The following is a 12,318-nucleotide window of genomic DNA, read 5'->3' on the forward strand; positions in this document are numbered from 1 at the left end:
GTTTTTATTCCATGGGTGGAGAGAGAAGTATGGCGGGTCAAAGTTTTATTCTGATGGGCGTGTCCAGCACGGGTAAATCATCCGTCGGCGAGGCGCTGGCGAGGGCTATCGGCGCCAAGTTTATCGACGGTGACGATTTGCACCCGCGCAACAATATCCTGAAAATGGCGGGGGGAGACCCGCTAAACGACGATGACCGGGCACCATGGCTGGAGCGCATCCGCGATGCGGCATTCAGCCTTGAACGAAAAAATGAGACCGGCGTCATTGTCTGTTCAGCCCTGAAAAAGCAATACCGTGATCAAATTCGCTCGGGCAACGAGCATGTCACCTTTATCCATCTTTCCGGCTCCTTTGAACTGGTTCTGGCCCGCATGATGGCGCGCGAAGGCCACTTTATGCCTGCGGCGCTGCTCAAGAGCCAGTTCGACACATTGGAAGTGCCGGGAAACGACGAACCCGATGTCGTCACGGTCAGTATTGATGGCAGTTTTGATGACGTGGTGAAACGCTGCGTCATGGCGGTACGTGGGAGAGCGTGCCGTGCTTAAACGGAGGAATGAATGAATAACAATAAAGTCATTGAGCAAGTCACACGTCGTATACTAGAGCGCAGTGAAGCCTCTCGCAGCCGCTATCTGGCTAAAACGGAAGCCCAGGCGGCGCAAGGCAAAACCCGCAGCCACCTGTCCTGCGGCAATCTGGCGCATACGGTAGCCGCCTGTCCATCCAGTCAGAAAGGCACGATTCTGGATTTTACCCGCGTCAATGTTGGCATTATTACCGCTTATAACGACATGTTGAGCGCCCATCAGCCTTACGGCACCTATCCCGACACGATGAAAAAAACGCTGGCCGAACTGGGCCATAGTGCGCAGATTGCCGGCGGTGTCCCGGCGATGTGCGATGGCGTGACTCAGGGGCAGGACGGGATGGATCTGTCGCTGTTCTCGCGCGACCTGATCGCTCAGGCGACAGCGGTTTCGCTAAGCCACAACACCTTTGATGCGACGCTGCTGCTGGGCATCTGCGACAAAATCGCGCCCGGACAGCTGATTGGCGCGCTGTCGTTCGGCCACCTGCCTTCCGCTTTCGTGCCGTCCGGCCCGATGTCGGCCGGCATCAGCAACGATGAGAAAGTGAAAGTGCGCCAGCAGTATGCGGCGGGTGAGGTGGGCAAGGCGGCGTTGCAGGACATGGAGTGCAACGCGTATCACTCGCCGGGCACCTGCACGTTCTACGGCACGGCCAACACCAACCAGCTGGTCTTTGAAGCGATGGGGCTGATGCTGCCCGGTTCTTCTTTCGTCGCGCCGAACGATCCACTGCGGTCGGCCCTGACCGAAAAAATCACCGCGCATATCGTCACTCAGGCCGACAACGGCACTCAATATCGACCGCTGTCGCGCGTGGTGGATGAAAAATCCATTGTTAACGGTCTGGTCGCCTTGCTGGCCTCCGGCGGAAGTACCAACCACTCTATCCATCTGGTGGCGGTCGCGGCGGCGGCAGGATATGTCCTGACCTGGGACGACATCGAAGAGCTGTCTCAGGTCGTGCCGCTGTTGGCGAAAATGTATCCGAATGGTCCGGCCGACATCAATGAATTCCAGCAGGCGGGCGGTGTGCCGACGCTGATGAAAGCGCTGGCGGATCGCGGTCTGCTGAACATGGACGCCACGCCGGTCTACGGCAGTATGGAAGACTATCTATCCACGCCGCGTCTGCAGAATGGCAAGTTGGTTTTCGAGCCTGCGGCCGACTCCTCCAATCCGAATGTCATCTCTTTGCCCGGCACCCAGTTCAGCGAACAGGGCGGCCTGAAAGTGCTGGATGGCAACCTGGGGCGCGGCGTCATCAAAGTCAGCGCCGTCGCGCCGGAATACCGCTTCATCGAAGCCCCGGCACGCGTCTTTGAATCTCAGCACGACGTGGAGAAGGCTTACCATGCCGGCGAGTTTACGCAAGACGCCGTAATTGTGGTGCGGCATAACGGCCCCGCCGCCAACGGCATGCCGGAGCTGCATAAGTTGATGCCGATAATGGGCAACCTCATGAAGTCCGGACTGCGGGTCGCGCTGGTGACGGACGGACGTCTGTCCGGCGCATCCGGCAAAGTGCCTGCGGTGATCCACCTTTCGCCGGAAGCACAACGCGGCGGTCCGCTGTGTCGGATCAACGACGGCGACGTCATTCGTGTGGATGCGCAGGCCGGTCGTATCGACGTTCAGACCGATCTTTCCGCGCGTCCGGAAACACATCCGGAGCTGGCGCCTGAGCATCTGGGGTCCGGTCGTGAGCTGTTCTCGGCGTTCCGCCAGATGGTATCCAGCGCCGAACAGGGCGCGTCCATCTTTAGCTTCTAACGCCTTCGCCGCGCACGGCGGTGTGCGGTAGCCCGGTCGGGTGACGTGGGGCCGTCAGGTCCTTTCGTCATCCGGCCTTTTTTGTGCGTATTTTCTGGGAATGGCTATATTTTTTGCAGGCTTCCTAAGGAATTTATGATGAAAAAATCAATGATTTTTGCTCTATTCGGCGGCATGGCGTTAACCGCCTGCCATTCCAACGATCCCGCTGAGTTCATGGTGCCCGGCAATGAAAAGATGGAAGTATCGAAACAGTTGTACGTCTGTGACGATGGTTCAAAGCTCGGGGTGATGTACTACAACAATGAGCCCAACTATGCCGCGCTGGTCAATATTCCGGATAAAGGCAAAATTTTGATGGTTGACGTGCCTGCGGCCAGTGGTTCCCGCTATGTCGGCAACGTCTACGAATGGTGGACCAAGGGCGATAACGGTACGTTGAAGCAGGTCATCGAAAATAAAACTATTGAGTGCCATCAGTAAAACCTCCCCCGGCGATGAACCGCTCTCCTCGCCGGGGCGCTATCCCGCCACGCTTTGCTGCTTCTCATCTCGGCTTTCCCGACTATCACGTCACAGCGCGCTTATCGGACGGGAGTCACGGCCGTTTGGTTGACTGCGGCGTGATTTCTCGCGGCGATCGGCTTATCATCCCGTCTGAACACATGCAGGCGAAGGCTGATAAGGATGTCAGGAAAACAACGGGTTATATGCGGTATTGCCGCACTTCTTTTTATCGCCTTGATTGGGGCTGTCGTGCGCTATTGGCCCGATTTTCTCTCCGTGATGTTGGCAATACAGATCGACCTCCACCGCTATCTGGTGGGATACCTGCTTCAGCTTCAACGTGGAGACCCGCATCTGGGCTATGGGGTATGGCTGCTGGTCGCCAGCTTCATCTACGGCGTATTGCACGCCATCGGCCCCGGACACGGCAAATTCATCATCACGACCTACCTCAGCGTCTCCCATGAGACGGCCTCTTCCGCCAGAATTCTCGCCTTTCTGGGTGCGATGACGCAGGGCCTTGCGGCAATTCTGTTGGTCTATCTGCTGGTGGTGTTTCTGAACGTCTCGATGGGCGATTTGAGCCTAAGCCGCTGGTATATGGAAAAAATCAGCGCGCTCTACATCGGGGCGTTCGCCGTCGTGTTGATGGTCAGAGCCGTACGCGCGGGCCGAACTCGCCCGGCCATCCGCCGTTGTACGCCGGTGGTCGCCGGTGCGTCGGGGGTACTGGCGCAGCCTCGTGCGAAACTGGCTGTCGAGCCCGCGGCCTGCTGCGGACACCATGCCGTAAACCCGGCGGCCGTGCCACGCGATCTGTCGTCCGCGCTGGCGATGATTGCCGCTATCGGCATTCGGCCATGCACCGGCGCGATAATGATTCTTGCGTTCGCCAACGCGGTCGGCTGCTTTAACTGGGGCGTTGCCGCCGTCATGGCGATGGCGCTGGGAACGGCGTTGGCGATCTGCGCGCTGGCAACGTGGGTGATCCATTCGCGCGACCGGGCATCGTCTTTGTTCCAGCGTGCGCGCCACCCTGTGTTCGCCTCGCTGCGTCCTTGGCTGTTGGCGGCTTCGGGACTGCTCCTGTTCCTGTTCGCCCTTCTGCTGTTCTCCTCCACCTTGCCAGCGAACGCGCTGGGCGATGCGCTCAACAACGGCTGTTGAGCGCAAACGCCGATGAAAGGCCAGGAATGAGAACGGGGCGGGGGACGTATCCAAGGTTGTCACCCCAGAGGCCGCATGTTTTCATTAGGCGTCAACGGCGGCAGAACTTTGTTTCTTTAGGAAGCGAAGCAACGTCGGCGACGGGCGCTCCTCTGCCGCTTTTCGCGTGGTGGAAGAGCCGACTCACTCTCAGATAATCCAATGCCATGTCTCAGATGAACCAGGCGAGTTTTAAGCTCTCGCCAGAAAAAACGCTGTCGGATGAGCAGTTGGCGCTCAAACAGCGAGTGGAAGCCTTTCTGTGCCAGCATCGTCACGCCGCTCAGGCGTGTTTCGTTATTCAGGGGGCGGCGGGCACCGGCAAAAGCGTGTTCCTGCATGCGCTGTTCGCCGATTTGCAGCGTGACGCGCGTCAGCGGCCGGATCATCCGCTGTACGGCAGCGAAAACGTCTTGCTCGTCAACCATCCCGAAATGCTCAAAGCCTATAAAAATGCGTCGGACACGCAGGCCGCACTCCGTAAAAAAGACTATGAGCGCCCGACGACGTTCATTAACCGCATGCGCAAACGTGAAGCCAAGGCGGATATCGTGCTGGTGGACGAGGCCCACTTGCTGCTGACGCGCAGCGATCGCTACAACCACTTTTTTCAGGACAATCATCTGGAAGAGATTTTGCGCCTCGCCCGCTGCGTGGTGCTGATTTTCGATGAGCAGCAGGTGCTGAAATCCAAAAGCCTGTGGCGAGAAGGCGATCTTGAGCGGTTAATTGCCCGCGGGCCGCATGAGGTCTGCCTGCTGCAGCACCAGTTCCGAATGAAGGCCGCGACGTCGATGCAGCGCTGGATTAACCACTTCTGTCGGCGACAACTGTCGCCCTTGCCGGTAGCGGCGCCCGGCGAGCCGATGTTTGAGCTGAAGATCTTCGACGATGCGCAGGCCATGTATACGGCGATCCGGCGGCGCAACGCCGACAGCGGATTGTCGCGGATGCTGTCGACCTATGATTACCCCTATCGGCTGGACGGACAGGATCACTTTATTGAAGAGGGCGCCTTCCGGCTACGCTGGGATCGCTCGAAGCCGAACGAGCGCCTGCCTTGGGCGGAGCGGGAAGACACTATCGACGAAGTGGGCTCGGTATACACGGTGCAGGGTTTTGACCTCAACTACGTCGGGCTGATTCTGGGGCCGTCGGTATCGTGGGACGCCGAGCGCAGTCAAATCCTCATCGACCCGGCCCGTTATGAGGACGGCGCGGCGTTTCAAGGGACCGGACGTCTTGACGACGCCGAAGCGGTGAAAGTCCGTATCATGCTCAATGCCATCAACGTGCTGATGACCCGCGCGATTGATGGACTCTATATTTACGCTCACGACGCAGGACTGCGTCGCCAGCTGCTTCACTTACAGGATGAGGCGGCAAACCACGGAGAGAACGATGTCTGCAAATGAATTGGTGTGGATTGACGATCCGCGCATGAAAATGGTGTCCCGGCACGTCGAGGTCATTGATGACTCCGTCAACGCGCTGGTGGAACGGATGTTCGCCCTGGTCGAGAGTATGAACGATTCGGGTCTGGCGGCGATCCAGTTGGGGATCCCGCAGCGCATCGTGGTGATTGACATGGACGACGAACAGGGGACGCGTCAGCGTTTGGCGTTGATTAACCCGGAGGTGGTGGAACGCTCACAGGAAACGACCTCGCATCTCGAACTGTGTTCCTCTATCCCGCAGCATCCGTTGCCTGCGGAGCGGGCCAAGCGCGTGCGCGTGGCGTATACCGATCGGGACGGCAATCCACAGTCGTTGGAAGCGGGGGGAGCGCTGGCCGTGTGTCTCCAGCATGAAATCGATCATCTCGACGGATTGTCGTTGATCGATAACCTGTCCGATCTGAAACGTAACCGCATTCGAACCCAACTGGCGAAGCTGCGTCGCAAGCTCGCGCCGCGCGGCGAATAGCGAGGTTGCCGAGTCTATTCCCGTGTTGCCGTATCAGCGACCGCCGGGATGAATATCCCCCGGGCGCAGAACACGCCCGAGGGAGCGCGGGATCTAGTGGAACAAAGGCTGTGGGGAGGTCACGCCCGGGACCTCAGCGCGCGTCATCTTCTGAACGATGTCGTCCAGCGGGCAGAGCCAGCCGACGGCTGTTTGTTGGCAGTGGCTGTCGTGGTACTCCTCGATCAGCGGCGGCGCCTCTGACGTCAGCGGGCTGAGATGGCGCCACTGGTCCAGCGACATGGCGCTAAACGTCAGGCGCACGTAGCGCTCGCCGCTGCGGGTATCGCGATAGCGTTCGAATGCCAGACTGCCTCCCGGCGGGATATCGTTACGCGGATATTCTCCCAACGTCCAGTTCATCTGCAGCATGGTCTGGATTTGCGCGATATTGGTGTCATGGCCGACGAACATCACCAGCGGCGCTTGCAGGCCGCGGTTTTCCGGGGCGGACGCCGTGGTGCCGGCCGTGAGCGCCGCCACCAGCTGAGACATCAGCAGCGTACCGCCGTGTCGCGCCAGCTCCGGGGTATCGCTGACCAAATCGTATTTAGCCGCGTGCAGCGCCATCAGCGCCGACACCTCGCGCGCATTACGGGCATGGCCGAAAGCAACCTGGGACAGCGGCAGTCCTTCGCTGTACTGCAGCCGGATGGTTTCGCCTATCGTCGACCCCGGCGACAGCGGGCCTTTGAGCGATACGCCGTGCTCTTTTTCCACCAGCTTCCACGGCGCGTTCAGGAACTCGCAGGACGACGGCGTATCGGCGCAGACCGCCGCGCGCAGCAGTGTGATGGCGGGCTGATAGCGTTTATTCAGCTCCTCTGCGCTGCCCGTCCGAGCCGTGACCTGCTGTTTGACCGTCTCTTTGTCCGGCTGGCTCAGGCCCATATCCACGCTTTGAAACAGCGGATCGCGCTTTTCNCGCGTGCTTCCCGCCGCGAGTCCGCAGCCCGGAAACATCCCGTCCAGGAGCGCTTGCGCCGTGGCGCGGGTTCTTTGCAACGGACTGGACCAGGCAAACACCTGTTCCGGCGTCGGGCAGCCCGCGCCGATGGGCAGACCTGCCGCTCGCCAGCGGGCGATCTGATAGGCGCCCTGATGGATAATCCCGGCGTAACCGTGACCAGAGAGATGACCGTCTTGTACCGTCCATTCGGGCCACGTTTTACCGGTCGCTTTGTTCAAGGCGTCGGTGTTCGTCTGCGGACGGACGCCGTGGCGGCTCAGGGTGACGACATTTTCCAGCGTGAATGGCGCCTCAGGCGCGGCCATCAAAGGAAAAGCGGTGACCAGCGCCAGCGTGGCGGCGCCCAGTTTGAACATTGTCATAGCGGATAGCGAACCTCATGATTAAAACGTGTATTTAAATCCGGTAGCGTAAGTCGTTTGCCGTTTATCGCTGCTTTTAGAAACGGATTCGTTGGTGACCTCAAGGACATATTGCCAGTGGGTCAGGAATTTGATTTTCATTTCGACCTGATGTTCATAGTCGGTATCACGTTTAGCGAAAATAGGCTGGTCGCTAAAATAACGAGAGTATTTATAAGATAGCGTCGCGCGGCTGAATTTATATTTTGCCCCGGCATCAATACGGTGTGTATATTTGGTCGGTTTATCGTCGTAGTCGGTTATTTCGTAGCGATAACGCGTCGCAAGGGCAATATTATCAACCACAAACCATTCCGCGCTCAAAGACGGTTTCCAGGTCTGCTTTTCATCGTAAATGCTGGTGGTTATGCCGGGCGTCAATGTCAGGGAAGGGGAAACCGTAAACGCATAATCGACGCCTAACTCCGTTTTATCTTTTCGTAAGTGGTTAAAGGCCTTGCCTGCCGAGCCATCCGATGACTCGCGTGGATAGGTCTCCCACTCCGCGGACAGCCCCAGTCCATGACTGAAGCGGTGTTCAATACCGAATTTATCGCTGTGGGTACGGGAGACATCGCTGAATTCATGTTTCCAGAAAAGAGAAACCGCCTGAGATTGAAAAGACAATACGCATAAAGGGATGAATAAAAAATGACGTAATAACATTTATAATCGCCGTTTGTGCTAAAAGTGCTGCGAATATAGGGACGCTACATGACAAAAAAATGAAAATGATTTGTCGGCGAGACGATGAGATTGAATTTTATTAAATAAGAGAGAAGTCAATATGCGCCTATAAAATAAAATGCTTTTTATCTCATGGTCATTAGAGTGTCATTCTGCCGACGGCGTGACGTTATTTTCACCGTCGGCAAAATGGGATGGCCATCATGCCTAGGGCAGACGCGTCGTCTTTTTCAGTACGATGTAAAGTACGCTGGCGACGACGAGCGAATTAAAGGCGGGAATGCCCCACTCAACGTTCAGGCCCACGACACTGCCGATGATGCTGGCGATGATGGCGGCCCAACCGATCGCGGGGGTGTTGGCCGCATCCGGCAACTGACCCGCCTTGCGGCTGGCGTCCAACAGCGTTCTATGGCTGCGCAGCAGGTAATAGTCCACCAACATAACCCCGATAATCGGCGGAAAAACCACGCCTAACAGCGTCAGGAAATCGACAAACCGGTCCAGAATGCCGAGCACCGACAGCAGCGTGCCGATCAGACCAATGACCAGCGTGATCGACATGTAGCTGAGCTTTTTACCGGTAATGCCTTCAATTGCGTTGGCTAATCCCAGCGATGAGGAGTAGAGATTGATATCGTTGATTCTCAACGTGGAGAATACGACGGCGATTAGCCCGATGCCCCCGGCCATCTGCGACATAATGGTGACGACATCCGCCGTGTTCAGCGCTCTTGCGATCAGGATAGCGAGACCGTTTACGATGAATTCGCCGACGATAATCGACATCAGGGTCATCCAGAACACGTGGCGGCCTTTCTGCGAATAGCGGGTCATATCCGGCGTAATCAGGCTGGCGACGATGCAGCCGCCGACGACCATGGTGGCCCCGGCGCTGATGGAGACGGACTTGGACGGGATGGAGTCTATCAGAGCGTAGAACGAGTGGCCCGCCAGCGTTTGCGTCGAAATGTAGGCGACGATACCGATAAACAGCGGGACGGCGATGCGAGCGGTATAGCGCAGAGCTCTGAAGCCGAAGGCGACCAGCAGGGTCAGCGCCACGCCCGACAGCGTGGCGGAGCCGGCGAAGCCCAGCTTGTCGTTAAGCGCATAGTTGAGCGCTCGCGCGAACACCGCGTTTTGTACGCCGAACCAGCCGAGCAGGCTGATGGCGATCACCACGCCCATCAGCACGGCGCCAAGTCGGCCAAATCCGCACCATCGCGCCAGCAGGCTGCCGGACAGTCCCTCCATCATGCCCGCATAGCCCAGACCGACGGTCACGATGCCGAAAATAAGGCTGCCGATGGCGATGGCGGTGAATGCCTGACTAAGCGTCATCGAATGCCCCAGCACGGCGCCCAGCATGAACTGATCCAGGGCGGTCAGCATGCCGATGTGCACCAGCGCGATATTGAAAAAAGGCAGCCTCGCGGAGAGGGGAACCCGGCTAACCGGGTAATCGTCTAATTTTTCCATGTTTTCCAGAGTCCTTGTGGTTAATCGCCTATTCCTGCAGGCGCGGCCGGTTTTAATGCCAGCTGACAGCCAGCGCGATTCCCGGTCGTCGGGCGGACGAGAGGTCACCTTGCGCCCCGAGACAATAGGGAATCTCTCGGGATGGATCGGTGAATTCGCCCGGCGTGGTCACCGCGCTAAATATATTGAATGCCTTTCACCAGCAGGGTGGGCGGTATGTATTTATCCAGCCCTGTGTGATAACAAAACGCTTTAAATTGATGCAGTGAATGCACGTCGGCTTTTTGGTAAATGCTATATATTCTGTTTTCGACGGTTTTATAGGCAAGGTTGGTTTTTTGGGCGATCTCCTTTCCCGAAAAGCCCTGCAAAATCAGAAAAATCATTTCCAGCTCCGAGGGCGTAAATAAACTGTTTTCGACGCGGGTAATCAGCGTAGAGGGCGCTTTCTTATCGATATAAACCAGCGGGGAGAGCGTCGTCAGCGGTTTGGCGTTCCACATGGTGCCGATACAGCGTTTTCGGACATCGAAGATAGGGATTTTTTCACTGACGAACGGCGAGAGAAAAGGGTCGCCGTTCCAATAGTGCGTTTCAATGACGGCGACGCTTTTCTTACTNTGCTCCGTTCGTCTGTCGTGCTCGATGAAGTCCTCCGACATCTCCGCCCATTCGGCGGGGAATTCGGCGTCCAGTTTTCCTTCGAACTCGAATTTGGCGGGCGTATTGGTATACGCCAGGGCGGCTTTGTTCATATAAATATGCCGCGATGCCAGATCTTTGATTCCCCAGGGTTCGTGCAATGCTTCCATCACGGTAATCAGACCGCCGATATAACGGCTGATGTCTTCTGTGTCCTGTGGCATCCTGGCCTCCTTTCAAGACGATTGATAACTTACTGAAACTCCTTGCGGAGATAATGACGCGTGAAACGGTGAGCGTAACCCGCGAGGTGGCCGTACTCTTGATATCCGAGCTTCTCGTAAAATCCCTTGGCCTGAAAACTGAAGGTGTCGACATACGCCATATGGCAACCGCGTTTTTGCGCTTCCGCCTCGGCCTGCTGCATCATTTGGCGGCCTAAACCGGCATGCCGATACGGTTCGCCGACCCACAGAAATTTAATTTCCAGCGCTCCCCACCAGGTGCTCGCAACCAGACCTGCAATAATTTCATTATTATCATTAGTGAAAGTTAAAAATAGCGGGTGAATATCACCTTCCTGAAATTTTTTATTATGTTGCAATAAACTTTGAATGACAAATTCCTCATCCTGAGGATTGGGGGTGTCGGTAATATTTAACTTCATTATTTTTATGCTCCTGATTTTTATAAATCTTATGTCGCATCCAGGCGAATATTAATCTTTAACATAAATCGTTTTTTGAGACAAGGGAGGTTTTTACTCCTTCATCACTAGGTGGCATTAGTTAGTATATTCCGAGTTTGTGCAAGAAAATTGAGGCCTTGAATACACTTATAGTGAAACTATTAGTCGCATCCTCTTTGTCATCACCAGGGAAATATATTCTTATTGGATGGGAAAGTAATGATGAGTGGGAATAAATTTCGGCGTATCTATTATTAATGATAAAAATAAGCGATTGTATATAGTGAATTTATAATATTTAAAGACACTTGATTCATGAGAAAACGAGCCTCGCGGACGGAGGCTCGGATAAGTAAGGACTGTTAGTCCACCGACCGAATAAACTCCAGCAGATCCTGATTCAACCGATCCCGGTGCGTCTGAGTGATAGCATGTGGCGCACCTTCATAGACCTTGAGTTGGGCATTTTTGATCATCGCTGCGGCCACTTTGCCCGTCGATTCGAACGGCACGACCTGGTCGGCATCGCCGTGGATGACCAGCGCTGGCACGTTGATGCTGTGCATATCCGGGCGAAAGTCCGTTTCAGAGAACGCCGTGACGCAGTCGAGCGTACTTTTCAGAGAGGCCATCAGCGCGATATTCAGCGTTTGCGTCAGCACGCCCTCAGAGACCTGCATCCCTTTATTAAGACCGTAAAACGGCGTCGCGAAATCGCTGATAAACTGCGCACGGTCTTGCATAATCCCTTCGCGGATGCCGTCGATAACCTGTTGCTCCACCCCATTCGGATAGTCAGCGGACTTCATCAGCTTCGGTGTCACTGCGCTGAGCAACGCTACGGCCTTGACGCGATGAGAGCCGTGGCGCTGGATGTAGCGGGCAACGTCGCCGCCGCCCATCGAAAAACCGATCAGCGTAATCTCGTCCAACTGCAAGTGTTCGATCAATTCGTGAATATCATCGGCCAGCGTATCGTAGTGATAGCCATTCCACGGCTGGTCGGAACGCCCGAAACCGCGGCGGTCAAAGGCGATAGCGCGGAAGCCGTGCTCGGCGAAAAAATGCAGCTGGCTGTCCCACATATCGGCATCCAGCGGCCAGCCGTGGCTGAACAACAGCGGCTTACCTTTTCCCCAATCCTTGTAATACAGCTGAGTACCGTCTTTCGTTCTGAATGTGCTCATGCGTAATACCTCTGATAGGTAGCGAATGTGAAGATGAATGCGTACTCCCGGCTCGCTCGGTGCCGGTTCGGGCGACGCAGACGCTACTTCTCAGCTTAGCAGGATATCCTTATTTGACAGGCCGCTGGGCGTTGGGCGCGGCTTATTCGGCGAAAACAAAGAATGAAATAGCTCAGAGGCACGATTGTCGTCACGATGTGAGCGAGCGGCGCATTTG

Annotated in this window: 12 protein-coding genes; 6 read left to right on the forward strand and 6 right to left on the reverse strand. The window is 56.3% G+C overall.

The annotated features are described in order from the left end of the window. The first annotated feature begins 29 nt into the window (after positions 1-29). The 6 genes from SB13_RS01555 to def all read left to right on the forward strand — a co-directional run bounded on the left by SB13_RS01555 (position 30) and on the right by def (position 6,005). Entirely contained in the window at positions 30-551 is a 522-nt protein-coding gene (locus tag SB13_RS01555) for a gluconokinase (protein WP_026738672.1), read from the forward strand. 12 nt (positions 552-563) lie between these two features. Further along, complete coding sequence (gene edd / locus SB13_RS01560) at positions 564-2,366, forward strand: phosphogluconate dehydratase (RefSeq protein ID WP_026738673.1); 1,803 nt, start codon at positions 564-566, stop codon at positions 2,364-2,366. A 135-nt stretch (positions 2,367-2,501) separates the two neighbouring features. After that, positions 2,502-2,849 (forward strand): MliC family protein, encoded by a 348-nt coding sequence (locus SB13_RS01565; protein WP_081821809.1) that lies wholly within the window; start codon positions 2,502-2,504, stop codon positions 2,847-2,849. A 204-nt stretch (positions 2,850-3,053) separates the two neighbouring features. Next, positions 3,054-4,040, forward strand: coding sequence for a nickel/cobalt transporter (locus SB13_RS01570; RefSeq protein ID WP_026738674.1), 987 nt, complete (start codon positions 3,054-3,056; stop codon positions 4,038-4,040). A 206-nt stretch (positions 4,041-4,246) separates the two neighbouring features. Continuing rightward, entirely contained in the window at positions 4,247-5,494 is a 1,248-nt protein-coding gene (locus tag SB13_RS01575) for a DUF2075 domain-containing protein (protein WP_036150011.1), read from the forward strand. Beyond that, on the forward strand, positions 5,481-6,005 hold the full coding sequence (gene def, locus SB13_RS01580; protein WP_026738675.1) for a peptide deformylase: 525 nt from the start codon (positions 5,481-5,483) through the stop codon (positions 6,003-6,005). Before SB13_RS01575 ends, def begins: the two co-directional genes overlap by 14 nt. A gap of 93 nt (positions 6,006-6,098) precedes the next feature. Here the strand turns inward: def and SB13_RS01585 are convergent, their stop codons facing one another. The 6 genes from SB13_RS01585 to SB13_RS01610 all read right to left on the reverse strand — a co-directional run bounded on the left by SB13_RS01585 (position 6,099) and on the right by SB13_RS01610 (position 12,101). Then, entirely contained in the window at positions 6,099-7,376 is a 1,278-nt protein-coding gene (locus SB13_RS01585) for a histidine-type phosphatase (RefSeq protein WP_051616271.1), read from the reverse strand. Positions 7,377-7,397: 21 nt separating this feature from the next. Next, positions 7,398-8,081: an oligogalacturonate-specific porin KdgM family protein gene (locus tag SB13_RS01590; protein WP_026738676.1), complete on the reverse strand. Its 684-nt coding sequence runs from the start codon at positions 8,079-8,081 to the stop codon at positions 7,398-7,400. A 228-nt stretch (positions 8,082-8,309) separates the two neighbouring features. Continuing rightward, complete coding sequence (locus SB13_RS01595) at positions 8,310-9,584, reverse strand: cytosine permease (protein ID WP_026738677.1); 1,275 nt, start codon at positions 9,582-9,584, stop codon at positions 8,310-8,312. A 176-nt stretch (positions 9,585-9,760) separates the two neighbouring features. Next, the gene (locus tag SB13_RS01600; RefSeq protein WP_026738678.1) at positions 9,761-10,450 is read right to left on the reverse strand and encodes a helix-turn-helix transcriptional regulator; all 690 of its coding nucleotides are present in this window, start codon (positions 10,448-10,450) and stop codon (positions 9,761-9,763) included. 29 nt (positions 10,451-10,479) lie between these two features. Continuing rightward, positions 10,480-10,893 (reverse strand): GNAT family N-acetyltransferase, encoded by a 414-nt coding sequence (locus SB13_RS01605; protein ID WP_026738679.1) that lies wholly within the window; start codon positions 10,891-10,893, stop codon positions 10,480-10,482. Positions 10,894-11,276: 383 nt separating this feature from the next. Then, positions 11,277-12,101 carry an alpha/beta fold hydrolase gene (locus tag SB13_RS01610; RefSeq protein ID WP_026738680.1) on the reverse strand — a complete coding sequence of 275 codons (825 nt, stop codon included), beginning with the start codon at positions 12,099-12,101 and terminating at the stop codon, positions 11,277-11,279. Positions 12,102-12,318: the final 217 nt, after the last annotated feature.

The sequence above is a fragment of the Lonsdalea quercina subsp. quercina genome (genome assembly GCF_000688695.1).
In the GTDB taxonomy this organism is placed as follows: domain Bacteria; phylum Pseudomonadota; class Gammaproteobacteria; order Enterobacterales; family Enterobacteriaceae; genus Lonsdalea; species Lonsdalea quercina_D.

Excerpts from the sequence above, each read along its gene's own strand:
- SB13_RS01555 (WP_026738672.1), top strand. The coding sequence starts at position 30 with ATGGCGGGTCAAAGTTTTATTCTGATGGGCGTGTCCAGCACGGGTAAA.
- edd (WP_026738673.1), top strand. The coding sequence starts at position 564 with ATGAATAACAATAAAGTCATTGAGCAAGTCACACGTCGTATACTAGAG.
- SB13_RS01565 (WP_081821809.1), top strand. The coding sequence starts at position 2,502 with ATGATGAAAAAATCAATGATTTTTGCTCTATTCGGCGGCATGGCGTTA.
- SB13_RS01570 (WP_026738674.1), top strand. The coding sequence starts at position 3,054 with ATGTCAGGAAAACAACGGGTTATATGCGGTATTGCCGCACTTCTTTTT.
- SB13_RS01575 (WP_036150011.1), top strand. The coding sequence starts at position 4,247 with ATGTCTCAGATGAACCAGGCGAGTTTTAAGCTCTCGCCAGAAAAAACG.
- def (WP_026738675.1), top strand. The coding sequence starts at position 5,481 with ATGTCTGCAAATGAATTGGTGTGGATTGACGATCCGCGCATGAAAATG.
- SB13_RS01590 (WP_026738676.1), bottom strand. The coding sequence starts at position 8,081 with ATGTTATTACGTCATTTTTTATTCATCCCTTTATGCGTATTGTCTTTT.
- SB13_RS01595 (WP_026738677.1), bottom strand. The coding sequence starts at position 9,584 with ATGGAAAAATTAGACGATTACCCGGTTAGCCGGGTTCCCCTCTCCGCG.
- SB13_RS01605 (WP_026738679.1), bottom strand. The coding sequence starts at position 10,893 with ATGAAGTTAAATATTACCGACACCCCCAATCCTCAGGATGAGGAATTT.
- SB13_RS01610 (WP_026738680.1), bottom strand. The coding sequence starts at position 12,101 with ATGAGCACATTCAGAACGAAAGACGGTACTCAGCTGTATTACAAGGAT.